Annotated in this window: 24 protein-coding genes; 10 read left to right on the plus strand and 14 right to left on the minus strand. The window is 68.4% G+C overall.

The window, feature by feature from the left end; all coding sequences use genetic code 11:
* Positions 1–20: 20 nt before the first annotated feature.
* From ACWGJP_RS00775 to ACWGJP_RS00800, 6 genes are read right to left on the minus strand one after another with little or no spacing between them, the layout of a single operon-like run.
* Positions 21–1,139 (minus strand): LLM class flavin-dependent oxidoreductase, encoded by a 1,119-nt coding sequence (locus ACWGJP_RS00775; protein WP_452327840.1) that lies wholly within the window; start codon positions 1,137–1,139, stop codon positions 21–23.
* A gap of 1 nt (position 1,140) precedes the next feature.
* Entirely contained in the window at positions 1,141–1,947 is an 807-nt protein-coding gene (locus ACWGJP_RS00780) for an ABC transporter ATP-binding protein (RefSeq protein WP_452327841.1), read from the minus strand.
* Positions 1,944–2,843: an ATP-binding cassette domain-containing protein gene (locus ACWGJP_RS00785; protein WP_452327842.1), complete on the minus strand. Its 900-nt coding sequence runs from the start codon at positions 2,841–2,843 to the stop codon at positions 1,944–1,946. The genes ACWGJP_RS00780 and ACWGJP_RS00785 overlap by 4 nt, the downstream gene beginning before the upstream one ends.
* Positions 2,836–3,720: an ABC transporter permease gene (locus ACWGJP_RS00790; RefSeq protein ID WP_452327843.1), complete on the minus strand. Its 885-nt coding sequence runs from the start codon at positions 3,718–3,720 to the stop codon at positions 2,836–2,838. Before ACWGJP_RS00790 ends, ACWGJP_RS00785 begins: the two co-directional genes overlap by 8 nt.
* Positions 3,717–4,736 (minus strand): ABC transporter permease, encoded by a 1,020-nt coding sequence (locus ACWGJP_RS00795; protein WP_452327844.1) that lies wholly within the window; start codon positions 4,734–4,736, stop codon positions 3,717–3,719. The genes ACWGJP_RS00790 and ACWGJP_RS00795 overlap by 4 nt, the downstream gene beginning before the upstream one ends.
* A gap of 7 nt (positions 4,737–4,743) precedes the next feature.
* Positions 4,744–6,264 (minus strand): ABC transporter substrate-binding protein, encoded by a 1,521-nt coding sequence (locus tag ACWGJP_RS00800; RefSeq protein ID WP_452327845.1) that lies wholly within the window; start codon positions 6,262–6,264, stop codon positions 4,744–4,746.
* 121 nt (positions 6,265–6,385) lie between these two features.
* Here ACWGJP_RS00800 and ACWGJP_RS00805 point away from each other — a divergent pair, with 121 nt between their 5' ends.
* From ACWGJP_RS00805 to ACWGJP_RS00835, 7 genes are read left to right on the plus strand one after another with little or no spacing between them, the layout of a single operon-like run.
* Entirely contained in the window at positions 6,386–7,081 is a 696-nt protein-coding gene (locus ACWGJP_RS00805) for an alpha/beta hydrolase (protein WP_452327846.1), read from the plus strand.
* On the plus strand, positions 7,078–8,370 hold the full coding sequence (locus ACWGJP_RS00810) for an O-acetylhomoserine aminocarboxypropyltransferase/cysteine synthase family protein (RefSeq protein ID WP_452327847.1): 1,293 nt from the start codon (positions 7,078–7,080) through the stop codon (positions 8,368–8,370). Before ACWGJP_RS00805 ends, ACWGJP_RS00810 begins: the two co-directional genes overlap by 4 nt.
* 10 nt (positions 8,371–8,380) lie before the next feature.
* A complete protein-coding gene (locus tag ACWGJP_RS00815; protein WP_452327848.1) occupies positions 8,381–9,436 on the plus strand; it encodes an LLM class flavin-dependent oxidoreductase in 1,056 nt (351 codons plus the stop codon).
* Between the two features lie 48 nt (positions 9,437–9,484).
* A complete protein-coding gene (locus tag ACWGJP_RS00820; protein ID WP_452327849.1) occupies positions 9,485–10,480 on the plus strand; it encodes a Gfo/Idh/MocA family protein in 996 nt (331 codons plus the stop codon).
* Complete coding sequence (locus ACWGJP_RS00825; protein ID WP_452327850.1) at positions 10,473–11,417, plus strand: NYN domain-containing protein; 945 nt, start codon at positions 10,473–10,475, stop codon at positions 11,415–11,417. The genes ACWGJP_RS00820 and ACWGJP_RS00825 overlap by 8 nt, the downstream gene beginning before the upstream one ends.
* A 40-nt stretch (positions 11,418–11,457) precedes the next feature.
* Positions 11,458–12,075, plus strand: a complete 618-nt coding sequence (locus ACWGJP_RS00830; protein WP_452327851.1) for a DUF4166 domain-containing protein — start codon at positions 11,458–11,460, stop codon at positions 12,073–12,075.
* Positions 12,072–13,040 (plus strand): epimerase, encoded by a 969-nt coding sequence (locus ACWGJP_RS00835; RefSeq protein ID WP_452327852.1) that lies wholly within the window; start codon positions 12,072–12,074, stop codon positions 13,038–13,040. Before ACWGJP_RS00830 ends, ACWGJP_RS00835 begins: the two co-directional genes overlap by 4 nt.
* A gap of 7 nt (positions 13,041–13,047) precedes the next feature.
* Here the strand turns inward: ACWGJP_RS00835 and ACWGJP_RS00840 are convergent, their stop codons facing one another.
* The gene (locus ACWGJP_RS00840) at positions 13,048–13,419 is read right to left on the minus strand and encodes a PLDc N-terminal domain-containing protein (protein WP_452327853.1); all 372 of its coding nucleotides are present in this window, start codon (positions 13,417–13,419) and stop codon (positions 13,048–13,050) included.
* A 94-nt stretch (positions 13,420–13,513) separates the two neighbouring features.
* Here ACWGJP_RS00840 and ACWGJP_RS00845 point away from each other — a divergent pair, with 94 nt between their 5' ends.
* Positions 13,514–14,116: a GNAT family N-acetyltransferase gene (locus ACWGJP_RS00845; RefSeq protein WP_452327854.1), complete on the plus strand. Its 603-nt coding sequence runs from the start codon at positions 13,514–13,516 to the stop codon at positions 14,114–14,116.
* A 33-nt stretch (positions 14,117–14,149) separates the two neighbouring features.
* Here ACWGJP_RS00845 and ACWGJP_RS00850 read toward each other — a convergent pair whose 3' ends face one another.
* Positions 14,150–14,359, minus strand: coding sequence for a hypothetical protein (locus tag ACWGJP_RS00850; protein ID WP_452327855.1), 210 nt, complete (start codon positions 14,357–14,359; stop codon positions 14,150–14,152).
* Between the two features lie 133 nt (positions 14,360–14,492).
* Here ACWGJP_RS00850 and pgi point away from each other — a divergent pair, with 133 nt between their 5' ends.
* Entirely contained in the window at positions 14,493–16,172 is a 1,680-nt protein-coding gene (pgi, locus tag ACWGJP_RS00855) for a glucose-6-phosphate isomerase (protein WP_452327856.1), read from the plus strand.
* 79 nt (positions 16,173–16,251) lie between these two features.
* Positions 16,252–16,860, plus strand: a complete 609-nt coding sequence (locus ACWGJP_RS00860) for a flavodoxin family protein (protein ID WP_452327857.1) — start codon at positions 16,252–16,254, stop codon at positions 16,858–16,860.
* Positions 16,861–16,873: 13 nt separating this feature from the next.
* Here the strand turns inward: ACWGJP_RS00860 and ACWGJP_RS00865 are convergent, their stop codons facing one another.
* From ACWGJP_RS00865 to nrdH, 6 genes are all read right to left on the minus strand, one after another.
* Entirely contained in the window at positions 16,874–17,218 is a 345-nt protein-coding gene (locus ACWGJP_RS00865) for a DUF1801 domain-containing protein (RefSeq protein WP_452327858.1), read from the minus strand.
* Positions 17,219–17,301: 83 nt separating this feature from the next.
* Positions 17,302–17,616 carry a DUF7882 family protein gene (locus ACWGJP_RS00870; RefSeq protein ID WP_452327859.1) on the minus strand — a complete coding sequence of 105 codons (315 nt, stop codon included), beginning with the start codon at positions 17,614–17,616 and terminating at the stop codon, positions 17,302–17,304.
* 86 nt (positions 17,617–17,702) lie between these two features.
* Positions 17,703–18,683, minus strand: coding sequence for a class 1b ribonucleoside-diphosphate reductase subunit beta (gene nrdF / locus ACWGJP_RS00875; protein ID WP_452327860.1), 981 nt, complete (start codon positions 18,681–18,683; stop codon positions 17,703–17,705).
* A 30-nt stretch (positions 18,684–18,713) separates the two neighbouring features.
* Entirely contained in the window at positions 18,714–20,858 is a 2,145-nt protein-coding gene (gene nrdE, locus ACWGJP_RS00880) for a class 1b ribonucleoside-diphosphate reductase subunit alpha (protein ID WP_452327861.1), read from the minus strand.
* Positions 20,855–21,289 carry a class Ib ribonucleoside-diphosphate reductase assembly flavoprotein NrdI gene (gene nrdI, locus ACWGJP_RS00885; RefSeq protein ID WP_452327862.1) on the minus strand — a complete coding sequence of 145 codons (435 nt, stop codon included), beginning with the start codon at positions 21,287–21,289 and terminating at the stop codon, positions 20,855–20,857. Before nrdI ends, nrdE begins: the two co-directional genes overlap by 4 nt.
* Positions 21,290–21,304: 15 nt before the next feature.
* A complete protein-coding gene (gene nrdH / locus ACWGJP_RS00890; protein WP_452327863.1) occupies positions 21,305–21,538 on the minus strand; it encodes a glutaredoxin-like protein NrdH in 234 nt (77 codons plus the stop codon).
* Positions 21,539–21,854 lie beyond the last annotated feature (316 nt).

Genomic DNA, 21,854 nt, shown 5'->3' on the forward strand with positions numbered 1-21,854 from the left:
GTCCGGCTGTGCGGCTGTGGTCAGGCGACGCGCTCCTCGCGGGCCTCATCACGCAGGCGAGCCCCCTCGCGAAGCGCGGGAACGAGCTCCTCGCCCCACTCGATCACGTCGGCGAGCGGGTCGAATCCGCGGATGAGGAAGCGGGTCACACCGAGGTCGTAGTACTTCAGCAGCGCCTCGGCGACCTGGGCCGGGGTGCCGACGGGCGCCGTGGAGTTGCCTGAGGGCCCGGTGAGCCGCGTGATGCCCGTCCACAGCCGCTCGTCGTGCACATCGCCGCGCTGGGCGAGCTGCTGCAGACGGTCGGCGGAGACCGCGTTCTGCTCGCGCTGCAGGGGCCGTGCGAACGACAGGGTGTCCCCGGACGCCTTCGCGGCGAGCAGCGCCTCGGTCTCGGCGTAGATCCGCTCGGCCTTCGCCCACGCCTCCTCCTCGGTCGCCGCGATGATCGGCCGGGTGGAGAGACTGAACTCGACCGTCCGCCCCGCCTTCGCCGCCGCGGCCCGGATGGTGCGGATGTGCTCTGCGACCTCGGCCAGCGGCTCGCCGAAGAGCATGTACACGTCCGCGCCGCGGGCGCCGACCTCGACCGCCCCCTCGGAGAGCCCGCCGAAGAAGACGGGGATGCCGTCGTCCGTCGCCGGCTTGACCGCCGAGAAGGCGCCCTCGACCTTGTAGAACTCGCCGTCGTAGTCGAAGGGCGCATCCTCGGTCAGCGAGCGACGGAGCACCTCGATGAACTCACCTGTGCGGCGGTAGCGGTCGCCCTTCTCGCTGAAGTCGCCGTCGCGGCGCTGATCGGCCTCGCTCCCCCCGGAGATGTGGTGGATCGCGACGCGCCCTCCGCCGGTGAGGTGATCGAGCGTGGCGAGCTTGCGTGCCACGATCGTGGGCGCGACGAAGCCGGGCCGGTGGGCGATGAGCACCTTGAGCCGCTCCGTGGAGTGCAGGGCGGCCGCCGCCACGGCGAAGCCGTCCGGCGAGCTCGCGCTGTAGCCGATCAGCACGCGGTCGAATCCCGCCCGCTCGTGCGCCTGGGAGAAGTCGCGGACGTACGAGGGGTCGACGACCGGACCGGACACGGCCTTGTTCTCGGACCCGGGGGTCGTGGCGATCATTCCGAGCAGTTCGATGGGCATGTCAGCTCCTGGTGGCGGCGGGGGATGGACGATTCGGACGGGGGATGTCGAGCAGCGGCACGGAGTCGATGAGCAGCCGGGTGTACGGATGCTCCGGGGCGGACACGACCTGTCTGGTCGGTCCGTCCTCCACGATCCGTCCTCTGTCGAGGACGACGAGGCGGTCGCTCATCGCGGCGAGCGATCCGATGTCGTGCGAGATCACGAGCATCGCGAGGTCGCTGCCTCGTCGATCGCGCAGGGCGATGAGGGCCTGGACGACACGGTCGCGGCTGGCGGCGTCGAGGGCGCTGACGGGCTCGTCGAGCACGAGCAGCCGCGGCTCGACCACGAGTGCTCTGGCGATGGCGGCGCGCTGGCGCTGGCCGCCGGAGAGTCCCGCCGGGAGGCGCCTGATGAGCTCCTCGTCGAGCCCCGTCGCCTCGAGTGCCTCAGCGCGGCGGCGTGTCGCCTCCGCGGAGGGAACCCGCGCGATGCGCAGCCCCTCGACGATGGAGTCGTCGACGCTGACACCGGGGTCCAGCGAGCGCAGCGGATCCTGGAACACGTACTGCACCGCACCGGAGCGGCGCCAGGCGCGCAGCGCACGCCCTCGAAGACGCGTGACGTCGCGACCGTCGATCACGATCCGGCCCGCTGCGGCGTCCACGGCGCGCAGCACCGCGCGCGCGATCGTCGTCTTGCCTGAGCCGGACTCGCCGACGACGCCGACGACCTCTCCCGGTCTGACGCTCAGCGTGACACCGTCCAGCACGCGCACCCTGTCGTAGTCGACCGAGACGCCGTCGAGTTCCAGGACGTCGCTCACAGGTACTTCTCCAGTCCGTAGGCGGCGTGCGCACTGAGCAGTTCGCGGGTGTAGGGGTGTCCCGGCGCCCTCAGCACCCTGGACGTGGCTCCCGCCTCCACGACGACGCCGTCGCGGAAGACCTGCACCCGTTCGCAGACCTGGGCGACGACGGCGAGATCGTGCGAGACGAGGACGAGTGCGAGGTCGCGGTCACGTCGGAGCCGGCCGAGGAGCTCGAGAAGTTCGGCCTGCACGGTGACGTCGAGCGCCGTGGTCGCCTCGTCCGCGATGAGCACGGCGGGATCGGCCGCCAGCGCCATAGCGATGAGCACGCGCTGCAGCATGCCTCCGGAGAGCTCGGCGACGCGCTGGCGCAGCACGAGGTCGACCCGCCGGATGCCGAGTCCGTCCAGCAGCTCCCTCGCGCGCTCGCGGGTCCGTGCCCGCGGGACCCCTGCGGTTACCCGCAGGGTCTCCTCGAGCTGACGGCCGACGGGGCTCGCCGGGTTCAGGTACGACGCCGGGTCCTGGAAGACGGCGCCGATGCGCGTGCCGCGGACCCCGCGCCACCGCTTTTCCGACGCATGGGTGAGGTCCTCACCCGCGACCGATACCGAGCCGGAGGTCACCGCGAGACCGGGCGGCAGGATGCCCAGCAGCGCGCGGCAGGTGAGCGTCTTGCCGCTGCCGGACTCCCCCACGATCCCCAGCGCCTCGCCGGGGCGCACCGAGACGTTCACACCATGCACGAGCTCGGTCCCGTCCGCCGCGGTGATCACGAGGTCCGTGGCCTCGGCGACAGCCGGCCTCGCCAGCGACGCCTCATCGAAGGAGGGCAGCAGGTGCGGTCCCGCGGGGGCTGAGTCGGATGCGGTGCTGGCCGACGTCGTCATCAGGGTCCTCTGCTCAGACATGCGAGCCCTCCGCTCCGACCGCGGGTCGCACGGCGGACCGGCCGCGGGCCAGGGCCGCATCGGCGCCCAGGGCATCACGGAGCGCATCCGAGAGGAGGTTCAGCGCGGCGACGGTGATGATGATGGCGAGGGCGGGGGCAACGGGCCCCCACGGACGCTGCGCCAGATAACCCAGATCGCTGGACAGCATCCCACCCCACGTCGGCGCAGGCGGCTGGACGCCGATGCCGAGGAACGTCAGGGAGGCGACGGCGAGCAGCGACCCGCCGAGGGCGGAGATCGTGGCCACGACGAGATTGGGCGCGACCTGCCGCCAGACGTGCCTGCGCAGCACCCACCAGGCGGATCCGCCGAGGAAGCTCGCCGCCTCCACGTACTGCGAGTCCCGCACGCGCAGCGTCGCCGCCCGCGCGATGCGGAAGAACCCTGGCGCGACGAGGATACCGATCGCCACCGTCGCCTGCGGCAGGCCGTTGCCCAGCAGGGCGGCGAAGACGATGGCGAACAGGATGAACGGCAGCGCGAGGAGCGCGTCGACGACCCGCAGGGCGAGCCATTCGCCCGCTTTGGGGACGAACACGCTGAGAGCCCCTGGAACGGCGCCGAGCACGAGACCGATGAGCGCGGCGATGAACGCGCTGACGAGGGAGGCAGGGGCTCCGGCGAGCAGACGCGACAGGACATCCCGGCCGAGGTAGTCCGTGCCGAGCAGATGTGCGGCGCTGGGGTCCTGCAGGGCTGCCGCGGTGTCTTGCGCGAGCGGGTCCTGCGGGGCGAGCGCCGGGCCCGCGATCGCGACGACGGCGACGGCGAGCACGGCGACGAGCGCGAGACGCACCGTCCAGCCGGCGCTCCAGAGACGAGCCATGGCGTTCATGCGGCGCTCCGCTTCGATCCGCCCGCACGGGCGATGATGACGTTGAGAACCGCCCCGACGAGCACGACGATCGCGATCGTGACGAGCAGCACCCCCTGCACGACGGGCACATCTCCCTGCAGAGCAGAGCGATTGGCGAGCTGACCGAGACCCGGCATGCCGAAGATCACCTCGGTGATCACCGCTCCTCCGACGAGGCGGGGGGCGTGGATGCCGAGCGTCGACAGCGCGGGACCAAGGGCGTTCGGCAGGGCGTGCGCGAAGAGGATGCGGCCGGGGCCGAGCCCGTGCACGCGCGCGCCGACGATGAAGTTCTCGTTCAGCGTCCCCACCAGGGACGTGCGCAGCTGACGGGCGATGTCCGCACCGGCATCCAGGCTGAGCGCGAGAGAAGGAAGGACGAGGCACATCAACCAGCCAGCGATGTCCTTCTCCGGCGGGACGTAGCCCGCGACGGGGAAGACGGGAATCGCGTATGCCAGCAACAGGATGAGCCCGATCGCCGCCACGAAGGCGGGGATCGTCGCCGCCGCGGTGCTCAGGAGCGTGATGATGCGATCGATCACTCCGCCGCGGTTCGCCGCGGCGAGGACGCCGCCGGCGAAGCCGAACAGCAGCGCGAACAGAGTGGCGCCGACGGCGATGGACAGGCTGACGGGGAACGCCTGGGCGATGGAGTCCACCACCGGGATGTTCGTGAACCAGGAGGTGCCGAGGTTCCCGGTCAACGCCCCGCCGATCCAGTCCGCGTAGCGCACGAGGAAGGGGCGGTCCAGGCCGAACGCGGCGTTCAGTCGATCGATGTCCGCCTGCGTCGCGACCTCGCCGAGGGCGACGGCGGCCGGATTGGATCCGCTCGCCGCGCCGAGGGCGAAGGTGGCGAAGGTGGCGAGGACGAAGACGACGACCGCCGTGGCGAGGGTGGACAGCACCGTGCGCACCACGGGCAGCACCCGGCGCACGGGGGGTGCGTGCTCGATCTCCGACGCTCTCCGCGCCTCGACGGTCGTCGTCATCGGGTGATCAGCCCTCGACCTTGACATCTTCCCAGCGCTGCACGTCGAGCCAGTGCTGGATGCCGGTCACGCTGGAGTCGCGGATGAGGATGCGCGGCCAGCTGAACAGGAACGTGTTCGGCTGCAGCTCGACGCCGATCTTCACCGCGGCCTGCACCTTCTCGGCGTAGTCGGCGGCATCGGTCGGGGTGGCGCGCGCGGCGTTGATCGCGTCGGTCAGCTCCTGCGGGGTCTGCTTCCCGAGGTTCATCAGCCCCTCGGGGCCGTAGAGGACTTCCAGCCCCTGCAGCGGCGACTGCCGGCCGGAGTAGCTGTCGAGCACGAAGGGGAAGGTGCGCTGCACGTAGTTCTGCGCGATCGCGGTCGCCGGCTGCACGTCGAGCGTGATCCGGATGCCCGCCTCGGCCCATTGCGCCTGCAGGACCTCTGCGAGCGCGGTGTCCGCCTCGCCGAGGGTGAGCGTGAGGTCGAGCCCGTCCGGGTATCCCGCCTCGGTCAGCAGCGCGGTCGCGGTGTCGACGTCGTGCGGGTAGAGGTCGTCGAGCTCCTCGTTGTGCGCGTAGTAGCCCTCGGGGAAGGGCTGCCAGTTCGGCGTCCCCTGTCCGAAGTAGGCGGCGTCGATGAGCGCCTGCCGGTCTGTCGCATGGCTGATCGCCTGCAGGACGCGCTGGTCATCGAACGGCGCCACGGTGCTGTTCACGTCGAGGGCCCGCACGGTGAGCGCGTTGATCGTCTCGACCTCCAGGGAGGCCGCCTCTGCAGCCTCCACCTGGGACGGCGGCACGATCGCCACATCCCACTGACCCGATGTGACACCCGCGACCACGGTGGCGTCGTCCGTGACGGGGACGATCGAGAAGTCGTCGATGAAGATGTGATCGGCGTTCCAGTACTCCTCGTTCTTGACGAGGTCGGCACGGCCGTTGGGGACGTACTCGGTCAGCTCGAAGGGACCCGCGCCCTCCGGCTGGGTGGCGAGGGCGTCGACGTCGTCGAAGGCTGCCGGGTTGACGATGAACCCGGTCTTGCCGGCGAACAGCGACGGCACCTGGTAGTCGGCCTGATCGAGGTGCACGACCACGGTCTGCTCGTCAGGGGCGTCGACGGCGGTGACGATCTTCAGCTGCCCGGCGAGCGTGGAGTTCTCCTGATCGCGGCCGCGTTCGAGGTTCTGCTTCACGGCATCCGCGGTCACCGGCGAACCGTCGCTGAAGGAGGCGTCCTCGCGGAGATGGAACGTGACCTGCGTCCCGTCGGCGTTGTACTCCCACGTCTCGGCGAGCCCTGGCACGACCTCGCCATCCGTGTCGAGCTGCGTGAGCCCGTCGTACACGAGCGCGAGCGCGTGCGTGTCCCATCCCGCGGTGGAGGTGACCGGATCCCAGCTGGTTGGCAGGTTCCACCCCCAGGTCAGAGAGCTCGCGGCGTCCGAGGATCCGGACGTGGGCTGGGACGCGGCGCAGCCGGAGACGGCGAGTGCTGCGACGGTGAGGGCGGCTGCCGGGAGCAGTCGGAGGCGAAGGGTCATGGAAAGGAAGCTAGGAGGAGCGGACAGCTCTCGCCAAGCATGTCGAAGCGGAGTGACATGAACTGCAACAGTTCGACACATGCCGAGGCCGGCGCCGCGTCGGCCGTGGAAGATGTAGCGCATGACCAGCACCGCACAGCCCCGCACCATCTGGACGCCCCCCGCACGCGTGCGGGGCACCCTCGCCGTCGTCACCGGGCGCGGAGAGCTCGCTCCGGTGTACGAGCGCTTCGGGCGCCGTCTGAGCGCCGACGGCTACCTCGTCGCGGTCTTCGAATCCGGTGCGGATGCGGCGGCGGGATGGCTCGCCGAGGCAGCGGATGCGCCGCGGGTGCTGATCGGATCGGATGCCGGGGCCGCCGGAGTCCTGCGCGTGCTCGCCGAGGGCGCCACCGCGGAGGGCGCCGTCGTCGCCGGGACCCTCGTGGATCCCTCCGCCGCGCAGCCCTCCGACACGCAGCGCACCGCATGCCCCCTGCATCTGGGCGTGCTCGGCACACCGGAGGCGAGGACCGCCACGTCGGTCGTCGAGGCGCTCCCCGCCGCGTCGGCGCTGGAAGGCATCCGCGTGCCGGTTCTCGCCGTGCACGGCGGAGCGGATGAGGTGTCGCCCTTCGGAGCAGCAGCGGAGGCGCTCTCGTCGATCGCGGACCTCGAGCTCGTGGAGACGGTGGACGGCCTGCATGATGCGCTGAACGACCAGCAGCACCGCAGCGTCGCCGCGGCGCTCGTGCAGTGGCTGGAGCGCCTTCGCACCGGCGATGTGCGCGCCGCGATCCTCCGCCGCGCGGACGTCACCAGCGAGGTGCGGGCGTGACCGCGTTCGCGACCGATCAGGTCCAGGCGGGGTTCATCACAGCGACGCCGCAGAACACGGCGGTCCCGCCGATCTATCAGACGGCGGCGTACGAATTCGCCTCGCTGTCGGATGCAGCGGACATCTTCGCGCTGCGCAAGCCAGGCAACCTGTACAGCCGGAGCGCGAGTCCGACCCAGCTGCTCCTGGAGGAGCGCATCACCGCCCTGGAGGGTGGCGTCTCCGCTGCCGCAGTCGCATCGGGGCAGGCCGCCGTCGCGGTGACGCTCCTCGCCCTCGTCGGCCGCGGTGGTCACATCGTCGCCGCCGAACAGCTGTACGGCGGAACGGTCGATCTGCTGCAGGACACCTTCGAGGACTTCGGCATCGCCGTGACCTTCGTCGATCAGGACGACGCGGCGGCGTGGCGCGCCGCCCTCCGGCCCGAGACGCGCGCGGTGTTCGCCGAGTCGGTCGCCAATCCCATCGCACAGGTGCTCGACATCCGTCTGCTGGCGGACATCGCACACGAGGCAGGTGTCCCCCTCGTCATCGACAACACCGTCGGCACTCCGTATCTCGTGCGGCCGGGCGAGCACGGGGCCGACTTCGTCGTGCACTCGGCGACGAAGTTCCTCTCCGGCCACGGAACATCGCTCGGCGGCGTCGTCGTCGATCTCGGGACGTTCGATTTCGGCGCGGAGCCCGAGCGCTGGCCGCAGTTCACCCGGCCTTACCCGCGGCTGGGCGAGCTCGTGCTGTGGGAGCGTTTCGGCCAGGGCTTCGCCTTCGGCGCGCTCGTGAAGTCGAAGTACGTGCACGACCTCGGCCCCTCGCTCTCGCCGTTCAACGCCTGGCAGATCCTGCAGGGCGTCGAGACGCTCGATCTGCGCGTCGCCCGCCAGTCCGCGACGGCGCTCGAGGTCGCCCGCTTCCTCGCCGAGCATCCGAAAACGGCTGCCGTGCACCATCCAGGCCTGCCGGGCAATCGCTGGCACGACCTCGCCGAGCGCTACCTGCCGCGCGGCGTCCCCTCGGTGTTCTCCTTCGATCTCCTCGGCGCAGAGGACGACGATGCGCTGGATCGCGTGGCGCGCGTGATCGACGGCCTGAAGGTCTTCCGCCTCGTCGCGAACATCGGGGATGCCCGCAGCCTCGTCGCGCACCCGGCGTCCATGACCCACTCGCACCTGTCGCCCGCGCAGCGCGCCGTCGCCGGCATCAGCCTGAACACCATCCGCCTCTCCGCCGGGCTCGAAGACCCCGCGGACCTCATCGCCGACCTCGACCGCGCCCTCGCGCACGCCTGACGGGAGAATCATGGCCATCAACCTCGGATACTGGACCCCGGTCTACGGCGGGTTCCTCCGCAACGTCACGGACGAGGGCCGCATGGCGGCGACCTGGGAGTACATCCGTGAGGTGTCCGTCAAGGCCGATCGTCTCGGCTTCCACACCACCCTGGTCCCCGAGCTCTACCTCAACGACCGCAAGGGCACCGACGCCCCGAGCCTGGAGGCGTGGTCGCTCTCGGCAGCGATCCTCGCCGTGACCGAGCGGCTGCGTGTGATGACGGCCGTGCGGCCGGGATTCCACCTGCCCGCGGTCCTCGCCAAGACCGTCGGGACGCTGGACAGCATCGCGCCGGGGCGTGTCGCCCTCAACGTCGTCGCCGCGTGGTGGGCGGAGGAGGCGCGCCAGTTCGGAGGAACGTTCACGACGCACGACGAGCGCTATGTGCAGGCGAAGGAGTTCGTGGATGTGCTCAACGGGCTCTGGGAGAGGACGCCGTTCTCGTTCGCGGGAGAGCACTACGAGCTGGATGGCACGATCGTCGAGCCGAAGCCCGGCTCGCACCCGGTGGTCTTCGCCGGCGGCGAGAGCGACGCCGGACGTGAAGCGATCGCCGACTTCGCTGATGCGTACGTCATGCACGGCGGAACCCTCGATGAGGTGCGCCGCAACGTGTCAGACATGAACGCGCGCTCTGAGCGCCTGCACGGCCGGCCGATCGCCGAGTTCGGCATGCCCGCCTACGTCATCGTCCGCGATACCGAGGCCGAGGCGCAGCGGGAGCTGGAGCGGATCACGACCGTCGATGAGAACTCGCCTGGTTACGCCTCGTTCGAGCAGTTCCTGGCGAACTCGAACCTGTCGCTGGAGGTCTCCAAGCGCGAGTACTCGGTGGGCACCAGGGGTCTGCGCCCGAACCTCGTCGGCACGCCGGAGCAGGTCGCGGAGCGCATCGACGCCTATGCGGAAGCCGGCATCACGCTGCTGCTCATCCAGTCCTCGCCGCTGGACGAGGAGCTCGAGCGCATCGCGGAGCAGGTCTTCCCGCTCGTCTCGCAGCACGCCCTCACAACAGTGGGCTGAGCCGTAGCGGGCGGCGCCGTGTCGGAGGCCGCCCGCTACGCTGAAGGCATGACCGGTCTTCGTTGGGGAATCCTCGCCACCGGCGGCATCGCCGCCTCCTTCGCCTCTGATCTGCGCACGGCGGGTCTCGACCTCGTCGCCGTGGGGTCGCGCAGCCAGGAGTCGGCAGACGCCTTCGCCGAACGCTTCGGCATCGCCGCCGCGCATCCCTCCTACGAGTCCCTCGTCTCCGACCCCGGCGTCGACATCATCTACGTCTCGACGCCGCACCCGCTGCACATCGACGGTGCACGCCTCGCCCTCGAGCACGGCAAGCACGTCCTCGTCGAGAAGCCTTTCACGCTGAACCGGGCTGAGGCGGAGGAGCTCAGGACGCTCGCCCGCGACCGGGGCCTGCTGCTCATGGAGGCCATGTGGACGAGGTATCTCCCGCACATGGTGCGCATCAGAGAGATCCTGGCCGAGGGCGCGCTCGGCGAGATCCGCGCCGTCACCGCCGATCACACCCAGCGCATCAGCGCCGACCCCGCCCATCGTCTGAACGCTCTCGAGCTCGGCGGTGGAGCGCTGCTCGACCTCGGCATCTACCCGATCTCGTTCATCTGGAGCGTGCTCGGCGCACCGGAGACCATCAAGGCGGTCGCCCGTCTCGGTGACACCGGCGCCGATGCCGAGGTCGCGACCGTCATGACCCACGCCGGCGGCACGGTGAGCACATCGCTCTCCTCGTCCAGGGGCGCGGGGCCGAACGCCGCAGCCATCATCGGCACCGAGGCCCGCATCGACATCGACCGCGTCTGGTACACCCCGACCACCTTCCGCGTCGTCACTCCCGACGGAACCGTGCGCGAGAGCTTCGACGGCGCGACGGAGGGTCGCGGGATGCAGTACCAGGCGATCGCCGCCGAACGCTTCGTCGCCGAGGGCCTGCTCGAGGGCGATGTGCTCACGCTCGACGAGACGGTGGGGATCATGGGCACCCTCGATGAGATCCGCGCCCAGATCGGGGTCCGTTACCCCAGTGAGGAGCGCTCCGATGGCTGACCCGCAGAACACCAGGGTCGCGGTCTACCTCGACTTCGACAACATCGTGATCTCCTGGTACGACCGCGTGCACGGCCGCAACGCCTATGGCAAGGACAGGCAGCGGATCGCAGAGAGCCCCAACGATCCAGAGGTCGCCGAGCGCCTGCGCGCCGCGATGATCGAGGTCGGGGCGATCATCGACTACGCATCCTCGTTCGGCACGCTCGTGCTCACCAGGGCGTACGCCGACTGGTCCGCTCCCGTGAACGCCGAGTACCGCTCGCAGCTCGTCGCGCGCGCCGTCGACCTCGTGCAGCTGTTCCCCGCGGCCGCCTACGCCAAGAACGGCGCGGACATCCGTCTCGCCGTGGATGCCGTCGAGGACATGTTCCGCCTGCCCGACCTCACGCACGTGGTCATCGTGGCCGGCGACAGCGACTACGTGCCGCTCGCCCAGCGGTGCAAGCGGCTCGGACGCTATGTCGTCGGCGTCGGGGTGTCGGGCTCGACGGCGAAATCGCTGGCTGCGGCGTGCGACGAGTTCGAGTCCTACGACTCGCTGCCGGGTGTCGTCCGCCCCGCGCCGAAGGCGGCGCCGGAGCCCGTGGCGCCGGTTGCGGAGCCCGTCGTGGATGCGGCGGTCAAGCCGAAGACCGCGACGAAGACCAGGACCCGCAAGCCCAAGCCCGCTGAGCCGGAGCCACCGACCGTCGACGAGCAGGCGGAGGCCACCCAGCTCCTCGAGCGGGCGCTGCGGCTCGGTCATGACAAGGCGGACGCGGACGACTGGCTGCACAGCTCGGCGGTGAAGACCCAGATGCGCCGGATGGATCCCTCCTTCAGCGAGAAGGCCCTCGGGCACCGGTCCTTCTCGGACTTCCTGAAGTCGCGGGAGGCGATCGCCGAGCTCGAGGAGACCGGCCACGAACGCCTCGTGCGGCTGCGCGAGCGCTAGGCCTGCACTCCCACGGCGCCTCGGCGCTACGCTCGAGGACATGAGGCATCCCTCCCGCTCCCCGTACACGCGAGCGCTCGGAGCGAGAGCAGCCGAGCTGCATCCCGAACTGCGTCAGTACTTCTCCGGGATCGACGAGGGCATGGTCGGTGTCGGAGAAGGCGTCTTCGACCAGGTGGGCACACCGCGGCGGTGGCTGCATCCCCTGCTGTATCCGCTGCAGCGCAGAGGCATCCTCGTCGCGGGCTGGTACCGTGACGTCCCCTTCCGCATCGAGAACCGGACCGTGGCTGGGCGCGCCGTCGCGGACCGGGTGTTCCGGCTGCCCTTCGGCGACTGGATCATGCGGGATGCGGTGGCCGTGAAGACGCACGGACGGCTGGTCGATGAGCTCGGCGAGCCGCCGCTGTTCGCGGCGAGCTTCGACGTCCACGTGCAGGCCGGAGCGCTGCGGTTGAGAAGCCGCGCCGTGGGGCTGAGGCTCGGCCGGCTGCGGTTCCGTGCACCGGGCTGGATCTCGCCCGTGGTGACGCTCACGGAGCGGTTCGACGACGCTTCGGGACGTCAGCGGGTGTCGCTGAAGATCAGGATGCCGTTGCTGGGTCTCGTCTACGAGTACGCAGGGTCGTTCGACTACCGCATCGAGCAGGAACGATGACCGCCGGACGCGTCGTGATCGGAGGCTCCTCCGGGTTCATGGGCCGCCATCTCGTCGACCGCTACCGGGAGGCCGGGCGCGACGTCGTGACGATCTCCCGCTCGGGTGCAGATCTCGGCTGGGAGGACGAGGCAGGCATCGCCGCCGCTGTCGACGGCGCCGACCTCGTCATCGGGCTCGCGGGCAAGAGCGTCAACTGCCGGTACACCCCGCAGAACAGAGCGGAGATCTTCTCGTCACGCGGTCGGACGACGGCGGCGCTCGCTCATGCCATCTCGATCGCCGAGCGTCCCCCTGCGCTCTGGGTCAACTCCTCGACCGCGACCATCTACCGCCACGCCGAGGACCGCGCGATGACGGAGGCCTCCGGAGAGATCGGGGCGGGTTTCTCGGTCGAGGTGGCGAAGGCCTGGGAGCAGGCGCTGTTCGCAGAGCCGCTCCCCTCGACGAGGCGTGTCGCCCTGCGCTCGGCGATCGTCCTCGGTCACGGCGGGGTCCTCGGTCCCCTGAAGACGCTCGCACGTCTCGGTCTCGGCGGAGCGCAGCACGACGGCTGGTGGCCGACCACCCGTCGACGCCGCGAGGCGGGCACGGCGCATCTGCGCGGCAGTGGCCGCGGCCGCCAGCGGTTCAGCTGGGTGCACATCGACGACGTCGCGGGCATCATCGACTTTCTGGAGGAGCACCCGGAGCTCGAGGGCCCGGTGAACGCAGCCTCCCCGAATCCGGTGGACAACGCGGGGTTCATGGCGAGCGTGCGCAGGGTTCTCGGGGTGCCGTTCGGCCCGCCGATGCCGAGGTGGATGCTGGAGATCGGCGCGATCGGCATCCGCACCGAGACCGAGCTGGTGCTCAAGAGCCGCTGGGTGCTGCCGGAGCGATTGGTCGAGGCCGGGTATGCGTTCCGCTATCCCGAGCTGGAGCCCGCTCTTCGCGAGTGCCTCGACCGCGTCGAGCCGGCATGACCCGTCTCTACTGGCCGTCGGTCTCTCGCCGGCGCTTCTCGATCTCCGCGCGCAGTCGCCACTCCTCGATCTCGCGGTCGAGATCGGCGATCTGCTGCTCGGTGGTGCGGGTGTCGACGGGAGGAGCGGGGGCGATCTGATCCCTGGGCGACGGTCGGGGCGCGCGATTCGGTCGCGGCATCCTCGGCACGCTGATCCCCGAGTCGCCCCACTCCCGCCCGAGGGCGAACCAGAGGATGCTGCCGATGAGCGGGAGGAGGATGACGAGGATGATCCAGGCCATCTTCGGCAGGAACCGCACCTGCGAGCTGTCTCTGGTGATGATGTCGATCAGCGCGCCGATCATCAACGCGATGATGAGCAGCGAGAGGACAGGCATGGAAACAGCGTAGACGAATCACAGGATCCCGGGAACGACCGGAGGCCGGGCCGCGCGATCCGCTCCCCCCGCGTGCGGCTGGTTGAATGGCGATATGGCCTTCTCGCAGTCCCCTGCCCCTGTCACCCTCACCGGCCGCCTGGTCGAGCTGCGCCCGTTGGAGGCGGCGCATCACGACGGCCTGCTCGACGCTCTCCAGGAGGGCGATCTCTGGAAGAACGCCTGGTACACCTCCGTGCCATCCCCCGAGGGTCTCGCCGCGGAGATCGATCGACGGATCGGGCTCGTCTCCTCCGGAGGGATGATCCCCTTCACCGCCTTCGACGCCGCGGGGCGCGTGCTGGGCCTGACCTCCTACTACGACCTCGTCGCAGACGTGCCTCGGCTGCACATCGGCTACACCTGGAACCGGCCCTCCGCGCACGGCACGGGGACCAACGCCGAGTCGAAGCTCCTGCTCATGCGGCACGCCTTCGAGACGCTGGGCGTCTTCCGCGTCGGCCTGACCACGCAATGGGTCAATTTCCAGTCCCGCGCAGCGATCGAGCGGCTGGGAGCGAAGCAGGACGGCGTGATGCGGGCGATGAGCCGCTACCGCAACGGCGCGCTGCGCGACAGCGTGGAGTACTCGGTCATCGAGCCGGAGTGGCCGGCGGTCAGGGCGAACCTGGAGGCGCGGCTGGCCAAGCGGGCCTGAGCCGGGCATGAGCCGGCGTGCGCCCGAGCCGGATCAGCTGGCGGAGGGGCCGCCGTCCCAGTTGTTCGAGCGGCGGGTCGCGCCGGAGCGTCCCTCGCGCATCATGAACGCGAGCGAGAGGCACATGAGCAGCAGACCGCCGCAGAACACGAGCGCCTGGAAGTCGGCGAGGCCGTGCGCGATGCCCATCAGCACGATGCCCCCGAGGAAGAGGACGAGGAAGAGGATGAAGCTGAGGATCATCGGGGACTCCTGAGGTCGGGGACGCGCTTCTTCAAGGATACCGTTCGACGGCTTCGCCTCCTTGCACACGTCGGCGGACGACGAGCGTAACGGAGTCAGCGGGTCTCACGCGCCTCGCGGTAGCGTGTAATCCATGACCGCTCCCGTCGACCCCACCACCACTGCCGCCTGGGCCGAGCTCACCGCGCTCCGGGACGGCTTCTCGCCCGATCTGCGCGGCTGGTTCGCCGCCGATGCAGGCCGCGCGGAGCGTCTCTCCCTCCCGCTGGCCGATCTGCATGTGGATCTGTCGAAGAACCTCGTCACGGATGACGTGCTCGCAGCCCTGCAGCGCCTCGCCGCCGAGACGGGCGTCGCCGAGCGCTACGCGTCGATGCTCGCCGGCGCGCACATCAACACGAGCGAGGACCGCGCGGTGCTGCACACGGCGCTGCGCCGTCCTGCCGGGGCTGCGCCGTCGCTCACGGTCGACGGCCAGGACGTGGATGCCGACGTGCAGTCGGTGCTCGATGCGCTCAGCGCCTTCGCCGACCGCGTGCGCTCGGGCGGATGGCAGGGCGTCACGGGCAAGAAGGTCACCCACGTCGTCAACATCGGCATCGGCGGCTCTGATCTCGGCCCCGTCATGGTCTACGAGGCTCTGAAGCCGTACGCGGATGCCGGCATCCAGGCGCGCTTCGTCTCCAACATCGATCCCACCGATCTCGCGCAGAAGACGGCCGACCTCGACCCCGAGACGACCTTGTTCATCGTGGCCTCGAAGACCTTCACGACGCTGGAGACCCTGACCAATGCGCGTCTCGCGCGTGACTGGCTCTGGGCGGGGCTCGAGGCCTCCGGGGCGATCGGCAGCGACGAGGCGTCTCGCACGGATGCCGTCGCGCACCACTTCGTCGCGGTCTCCACCGCTCTGGACAAGGTCGCCGCCTTCGGCATCGACCCGAAGAACGCCTTCGGGTTCTGGGACTGGGTGGGCGGGCGCTACTCCGTCGACTCGGCCATCGGCCTCTCATTGGCCATCGCCCTGGGGCCTGACGCGTTCCGAGGCCTCCTCGCCGGCTTCCACGCCGTCGACGAGCACGTCAGGACCACGCCGCTGGAGCGCAACGTCCCCGTCCTCATGGGCCTGCTCAACGTCTGGTACGTGAACTTCTTCGGCGCGCAGTCGCATGCGGTGCTCCCCTACGCCCAGCAGCTGAGCCGCTTCCCCGCGTACCTGCAGCAGCTCACCATGGAGTCCAACGGCAAGTCGGTGCGCTGGGACGGCACGCCCGTCACGACCGACACCGGTGAGGTGTTCTGGGGCGAGCCGGGCACGAACGGCCAGCACGCCTTCTACCAGCTCATCCACCAGGGCACCCGGCTGATCCCGGCCGACTTCATCGCGTTCGTGAACTCGGCGTACCCGCTGGAGGACGGCGGGCAGGATGTGCACGCGCTGTTCCTGGCGAACTTCCTCGCCCAGACGAAGGCGCTCGCGTTCGGCAAGACCGCCGAGGAGGTCGAGGCGGAGGGCACGACCGGCGCGCTGGTCGCGGCGCGCACGTTCGCGGGCAACCGGCCGACCACCTCGATCTTCGCTGCCGCGCTCACGCCCGAGGTGCTCGGCCAGCTCATCGCCCTCTACGAGCACATCACGTTCACGCAGGGCACGATCTGGGGCATCAACTCCTTCGACCAGTGGGGTGTCGAGCTCGGCAAGCAGCTCGCACTGCAGATCGCCCCGGCGATCGAGGGCGATGCGGATGCCGTGGCCGCGCAGGACGCTTCGACGAAGGCTCTGCTGGCGTACTACGCGGCACACAAGAACTAGTCCATTCGGGTTTCCGGCTCGGCAGCATCCGTGTCAAGGCCCTGAGCACCGTGGTCGGCGCACGCCTATCGTGCCGTCCATGGACGCGCCGCTGAACGCACTGCTGATCAACTGCACCCTCAAGCCATCCCCCGCCGGATCGAGCACGCATGTGCTCGGCGAGCAGATCCTCTCGGCGCTCACCGAGCACGGCGCGGTGTGCGACCGCATCCGGGCCGTCGACCATCGCATCCTGCCTGGAGTCGATGCGGACATGGGCGAGGGCGATGAGTGGCCCGAGCTTCGTGCACGCGTGCTGGCTGCGGACATCCTCGTGCTCGCGACCCCGACGTGGCTGGGGCAGCACTCGAGCATCGCGCAACGCGTGCTCGAGCGTCTGGACGCCGAGCTCGGCGCGACGGATGCGAGCGGAAGCCCCACGCTGTTCGGCAAGGTCGCCCTCGCCGCGATCGTCGGGAACGAGGACGGCGCGCATCACATCGCCGCGGTCCTCTTCCAGGCGCTGAACGACGTCGGCTTCACCGTGCCCGCGCAGGGCTCGGTCTACTGGAACGGCGAGGCGATGCAGGGCACCGACTACAAGGATCTGGATGCGACGCCGGAGAAGGTCGCCCAGGCGACGACGACCGCGGCGCGCACCGCGGCGCACCTGGCGCTCGCGCTCCGCGACCGGCCGTATCCGGGCTGACGCGTCTCGCCGGTCAGCCTGCGGCCTTGCGCACCAGTTCGGCGATGCGCGCTTCGGTCTCGGCGTCGAGCGACGTCACGCTCCAGACGACCGGATGCAGGGCCGCACCCTCCTCGAACGCAGGGTTGATCTCCTCGCCGAAGCCGAAGACGAGATAGTTCTTGCCGCTCTTGATGTAGCAGACATCCTCACCATCGCGGGTATAGAACGGGATGCCCCAGCGCAGCAGCGGCTCCAGGGTCGGGGCGTTCTCGCGGATGATCGCGTGCAGGCGCTCACCGATCTCCCGATACGGCGCCGGTGCTTCGGCGAGCTTCGCGAGCACCGCGTCGTCGCCCTTCTTGCTGAACATGCCCATGACAGACCTCCTGACACCGAGAGTACGCGGAGAGCACGCCGATCACGAGGATCCGACTCGTGCGGCTCCCAGGGAAACGGCGTTCAGGCCGCGTCCTCCATGTCGAGGATCTCCTCGATCAGCAGCTCACCTGTTGCATTGAGGGATCTCATGAGTTCCTCGATCCGGCGCGCCTCGATCGGAGGCTGCTCGGCCTCCGTGAAGAGGAACTGCAACGGTATGGCCGGGTGGATCCACACCGTGATCCTCCGGTCGTCGCCCGCCGTCACCGGACGCCACGTCATCATGAAGCTCTCCTGGCGGCGCAGCTTCGTCGCGATGACGACCTTGAGATGAGCGAGCGTCACATCATCGATCGGAATCGGGTCGGATGTGCCGTCGTATCTGAGTCTTCCCATACTGAACGGTACCCCGGGGCATGCGTCCCGGGGGAACGGCGAAGGGCGGATGCCCGCAAGCATCCGCCCTTCGCGCACTGTGCGACTCAGAAGTCCCAGTCGTCGTCTTCCGTGGCCTCTGCCTTGCCGATGACGTACGACGAACCCGACCCCGAGAAGAAGTCATGGTTCTCGTCGGCGTTCGGCGAGAGCGCCGAGAGGATCGCCGGGTTCACGTTCGTGACGGTGGAGGGGAACATCGCCTCGTAGCCGAGGTTCATCAGCGCCTTGTTGGCGTTGTAGTGCAGGAACTTCTTGACGTCCTCGGTGAGACCGACGCCGTCGTAGAGGTCCTGCGTGTACTGCACCTCGTTGTCGTAGAGCTCGAACAGCAGATTGAAGGTGTAGTCCTTGAGCTCCTGGCGGCGCTCCTCGGTCTCCTTCTCGAGCCCCTTCTGGAACTTGTAGCCGATGTAGTACCCGTGCACGGCCTCGTCGCGGATGATGAGGCGGATGAGATCAGCCGTGTTCGTCAGCTTGGCCTTGGAAGACCAGTAGATCGGCAGGTAGAAGCCCGAGTAGAACAGGAACGACTCCAGCAGCGTGGAGGCGACCTTGCGCTTGAGCGGGTCGTCGCCCTGGTAGTAGTCCATGATGATCTGAGCCTTCTTCTGAAGGTTCGGGTTCTCGGTGGACCAGCGGAACGCCTCGTCGATCTCCTTCGTCGACGCGAGGGTCGAGAAGATCGACGAGTAGCTCTTCGCGTGCACGGACTCCATGAACGCGATGTTCGTGTACACCGCCTCCTCGTGCGGGGTGATCGCGTCAGGGATCAGCGAGACCGCGCCGACCGTGCCCTGGATCGTGTCCAGCAGCGTCAGTCCGGTGAACACCCGCATCGTGAGCAGCTGCTCCTCGGGCGTCAGCGTGTTCCACGACTGCACGTCGTTGGACAGCGGCACCTTCTCGGGCAGCCAGAAGTTGTTCACCAGACGGTTCCAGACCTCGAGGTCCTTGTCGTCCTGGATGCGGTTCCAGTTGATCGCCTGCACGCTGTCGACCAGCTTGAGCGGCTGATGGGGAGTCATTGTTCGTCGTTTCTCGAGTTCAGGGACGGGTCAGAGCATGCAGGAGACGCACTCGGTCATATCGGTGCCCTCGAGCGCCAGCTGACGGAGACGGATGTAGTAGATCGTCTTGATGCCCTTGCGCCATGCGTAGATCTGCGCCTTGTTGATGTCGCGCGTGGTGGCGGTGTCCTTGAAGAACAGCGTCAGCGACAGGCCCTGGTCGACGTGCTGCGTCGCGGCGGCGTAGGTGTCGATGACCTTCTCGTAGCCGATCTCGTAGGCGTCCTGGTAGTACTCCAGGTTGTCGTTCGTCATGAACGCCGCCGGGTAGTAGACGCGACCGAGCTTGCCTTCCTTGCGGATCTCGATCTTCGAGGCGATCGGGTGGATCGAGCTCGTCGAGTTGTTGATGTACGAGATCGAGCCGGTCGGCGGCACCGCCTGCAGGTTCTGGTTGTAGATGCCGTGCTTCTGGATGGACTCCTTCAGCTCGACCCAGTCGGCCTGCGTCGGGATGTGGTGGCCGGCGAAGAGCTCGGTCACCTTCTGCGTCGCAGGGACCCACGCCTGATCGATGTACTTGTCGAAGAACGCACCGGACGCGTAGGTCGAGTCCTCGAAGCCGTCGAAGGTCGTGCCGCGCTCGATGGCGAGCTTGTTCGAGGCGCGCAGCGCGTGGAACAGCACCGTGTAGAAGTAGATGTTCGTGAAGTCGACACCCTCTTCGGAGCCGTAGTAGACGTGCTCGCGGGCGAGGTAGCCGTGCAGGTTCATCTGGCCGAGGCCGATCGCGTGCGAACGGTCGTTGCCGTCCTCGATGGAGCGCACCGAGGCGATGTGGCTCTGGTTGCTCACCGCGGTGAGCCCGCGGATGGCGGTCTCGACCGTGGCGGCGAGGTTGCCGCCATCCATCGCCAGCGCGATGTTCATCGAGCCGAGGTTGCAGGAGATGTCCTTGCCGATCTGGTCGTACGAGAGGTCCTCGTTGTACGTCGTCGGCGTGTTCACCTGCAGGATCTCGCTGCACAGGTTCGACATGTTGATGCGGCCCTTGATCGGGTTCGCCTTGTTCACCGTGTCCTCGAACATGATGTACGGGTAGCCAGACTCGAACTGGATCTCGGCGATGGTCTGGAAGAACTCGCGCGCGTTGATCTTCGTCTTCTTGATGCGGGAGTCGTCGACCATCTCGCGGTACTTCTCGGTGACCGAGATGTCGCCGAAGGGCACGCCGTAGACCTTCTCGACGTCGTACGGCGAGAAGAGGTACATATCCTCGTCGTTCTTGGCGAGCTCGAAGGTGATGTCCGGCACGACGACGCCCAGCGACAGCGTCTTGATGCGGATCTTCTCGTCGGCGTTCTCGCGCTTGGTGTCGAGGAAGCGCATGATGTCGGGGTGGTGCGCGTTGAGGTAGACGGCACCGGCGCCCTGACGGGCTCCGAGCTGGTTGGCGTAGCTGAAGCTGTCTTCGAGGAGCTTCATGACGGGGATGATGCCGGAGGACTGGTTCTCGATCTGCTTGATCGGAGCACCGGACTCGCGGATGTTCGACAGCAGCAGGGCGACGCCGCCACCGCGCTTGGAGAGCTGGAGCGCGGAGTTGATGCCGCGGGCGATCGACTCCATGTTGTCCTCGATGCGCAGCAGGAAGCAGCTGACGAGCTCGCCGCGCTGCGCCTTGCCCGCGTTGAGGAAGGTCGGGGTGGCCGGCTGGAAGCGACCGGAGATGATCTCCTCGACGAGGTCGATCGCGACCTGCTCGTCGCCGTCCGCGAGGGCGAGGGCCGTCATGACGACGCGGTCCTCGAAGCGCTCGAGGTAGCGCTTGCCGTCGAAGGTCTTCAGCGTGTAGCTCGTGTAGTACTTGAAGGCGCCGAGGAAGGTCTCGAAGCGGAACTTCTTCGAGTAGGCGAGGTCGTTCAGGCGCTGGATGAACTCGAACGAATACTTGTCGAGGACGGCGCCCTCGTAGTACTCCTTCTCCACGAGGTAGTCCAGGCGCTCCTTGAGGGAGTGGAAGAACACCGTGTTCTGGTTGACGTGCTGCAGGAAGTACTCGCGTGCCGCGCGCTTGTCGGCGTCGAACTGGATCTTGCCGTCCGCGTCGTACAGGTTCAGCATCGCGTTGAGGGCGTGGTAGTCGAGCCCCTCGTATGCCGGGTTCGCCTTGAAGGCCACTGTCTCGGTCACTGAAGTTCCCACCGTCGTTCCAATCCGTCGGTCACGCGATCGACATCGTCCTGTGTGCCGAAGATCTCTAGCCGGTACAAGTGAGGCACGTGGCACTTGCGGCTGATGATGTCACCGGCGAGGCAGAAGGACTCGCCGAAGTTGGTGTTGCCCGCCGAGATCACTCCGCGGATGTTCTGTCGGTTGCGCTCGTCGTTGAGGAACCGGATGACCTGCTTGGGGACGGCCCCTCGCTCGACGCCCCTCCCCTCGCCGCCCCCGTAGGTGGGGGTGACGAGGACGAAGGGCTCATCGATGATCAGAGGCTCGTCGTTCGCGCGCAAGGGGATCCGCCGAGCCCGCAGGCCCAGCTTGTCGATGAATCGCGCGGTGTTGCCGGAGACGCTCGAGAAGAAGACCAGGAGCGGTGCGGCTGTGGCGACGACGCTCATGATCCGACCGGCCTCTTATGCCAGGCGCGACGCGAGTTCGTCGATCTTGTCGGGACGGAAGCCCGACCAGTGGTCCTCGTCGGTGACGACGACTGGCGCCTGCATGTAGCCCAGCGCCTTGACCTGCTCGAGCGCCGCAGCGTCCTCGGAGAGGTCGTGGATCTCGTACTCGATGCCCTTGGCGTCGAGTGCGCGATAGGTCGCGTTGCACTGCACGCAGGAAGGCTTGGTGTAGACCGTGATCGACATTTTTGAATCAGTTCCCCTCGAATTCTGGCCCTGCTCTGATCAGGTGCTCTCTGGCTGACCCCGCCGGGAGTTCAATACTACATATAGGGACGGACGTTCGGAACGACCACAAGGGATAGTAGTTACATCCGTGTAGTTTTCCACCGCTCTCCACTGGTACAACACAGGTTGTCCACCGTTTCATCCACAGATCGACGACGGATTCCGACCCCCGCGATGCCCAGGAAATCGCGGGCGGAGGGGGCTGATCCGAAATCCATCCACAGCGGGGACGCTACGCCGGGCCTCGGACATCGGATCGGCTGTGGAAAGTCCG

It is taken from the genome of Microbacterium sp. NPDC055903 (genome assembly GCF_053615555.1).

Coding starts and splice junctions, on each gene's coding strand:
- ACWGJP_RS00775 (WP_452327840.1), bottom strand. CDS start 1,139: ATGCCCATCGAACTGCTCGGAATGATCGCCACGACCCCCGGGTCCGAG.
- ACWGJP_RS00785 (WP_452327842.1), bottom strand. CDS start 2,843: ATGTCTGAGCAGAGGACCCTGATGACGACGTCGGCCAGCACCGCATCC.
- ACWGJP_RS00790 (WP_452327843.1), bottom strand. CDS start 3,720: ATGAACGCCATGGCTCGTCTCTGGAGCGCCGGCTGGACGGTGCGTCTC.
- ACWGJP_RS00795 (WP_452327844.1), bottom strand. CDS start 4,736: ATGACGACGACCGTCGAGGCGCGGAGAGCGTCGGAGATCGAGCACGCA.
- ACWGJP_RS00800 (WP_452327845.1), bottom strand. CDS start 6,264: ATGACCCTTCGCCTCCGACTGCTCCCGGCAGCCGCCCTCACCGTCGCA.
- ACWGJP_RS00805 (WP_452327846.1), top strand. CDS start 6,386: ATGACCAGCACCGCACAGCCCCGCACCATCTGGACGCCCCCCGCACGC.
- ACWGJP_RS00815 (WP_452327848.1), top strand. CDS start 8,381: ATGGCCATCAACCTCGGATACTGGACCCCGGTCTACGGCGGGTTCCTC.
- ACWGJP_RS00820 (WP_452327849.1), top strand. CDS start 9,485: ATGACCGGTCTTCGTTGGGGAATCCTCGCCACCGGCGGCATCGCCGCC.
- ACWGJP_RS00825 (WP_452327850.1), top strand. CDS start 10,473: ATGGCTGACCCGCAGAACACCAGGGTCGCGGTCTACCTCGACTTCGAC.
- ACWGJP_RS00830 (WP_452327851.1), top strand. CDS start 11,458: ATGAGGCATCCCTCCCGCTCCCCGTACACGCGAGCGCTCGGAGCGAGA.
- ACWGJP_RS00835 (WP_452327852.1), top strand. CDS start 12,072: ATGACCGCCGGACGCGTCGTGATCGGAGGCTCCTCCGGGTTCATGGGC.
- ACWGJP_RS00840 (WP_452327853.1), bottom strand. CDS start 13,419: ATGCCTGTCCTCTCGCTGCTCATCATCGCGTTGATGATCGGCGCGCTG.
- ACWGJP_RS00845 (WP_452327854.1), top strand. CDS start 13,514: ATGGCCTTCTCGCAGTCCCCTGCCCCTGTCACCCTCACCGGCCGCCTG.
- ACWGJP_RS00850 (WP_452327855.1), bottom strand. CDS start 14,359: ATGATCCTCAGCTTCATCCTCTTCCTCGTCCTCTTCCTCGGGGGCATC.
- pgi (WP_452327856.1), top strand. CDS start 14,493: ATGACCGCTCCCGTCGACCCCACCACCACTGCCGCCTGGGCCGAGCTC.
- ACWGJP_RS00860 (WP_452327857.1), top strand. CDS start 16,252: ATGGACGCGCCGCTGAACGCACTGCTGATCAACTGCACCCTCAAGCCA.
- ACWGJP_RS00865 (WP_452327858.1), bottom strand. CDS start 17,218: ATGGGCATGTTCAGCAAGAAGGGCGACGACGCGGTGCTCGCGAAGCTC.
- ACWGJP_RS00870 (WP_452327859.1), bottom strand. CDS start 17,616: ATGGGAAGACTCAGATACGACGGCACATCCGACCCGATTCCGATCGAT.
- nrdF (WP_452327860.1), bottom strand. CDS start 18,683: ATGACTCCCCATCAGCCGCTCAAGCTGGTCGACAGCGTGCAGGCGATC.
- nrdI (WP_452327862.1), bottom strand. CDS start 21,289: ATGAGCGTCGTCGCCACAGCCGCACCGCTCCTGGTCTTCTTCTCGAGC.
- nrdH (WP_452327863.1), bottom strand. CDS start 21,538: ATGTCGATCACGGTCTACACCAAGCCTTCCTGCGTGCAGTGCAACGCG.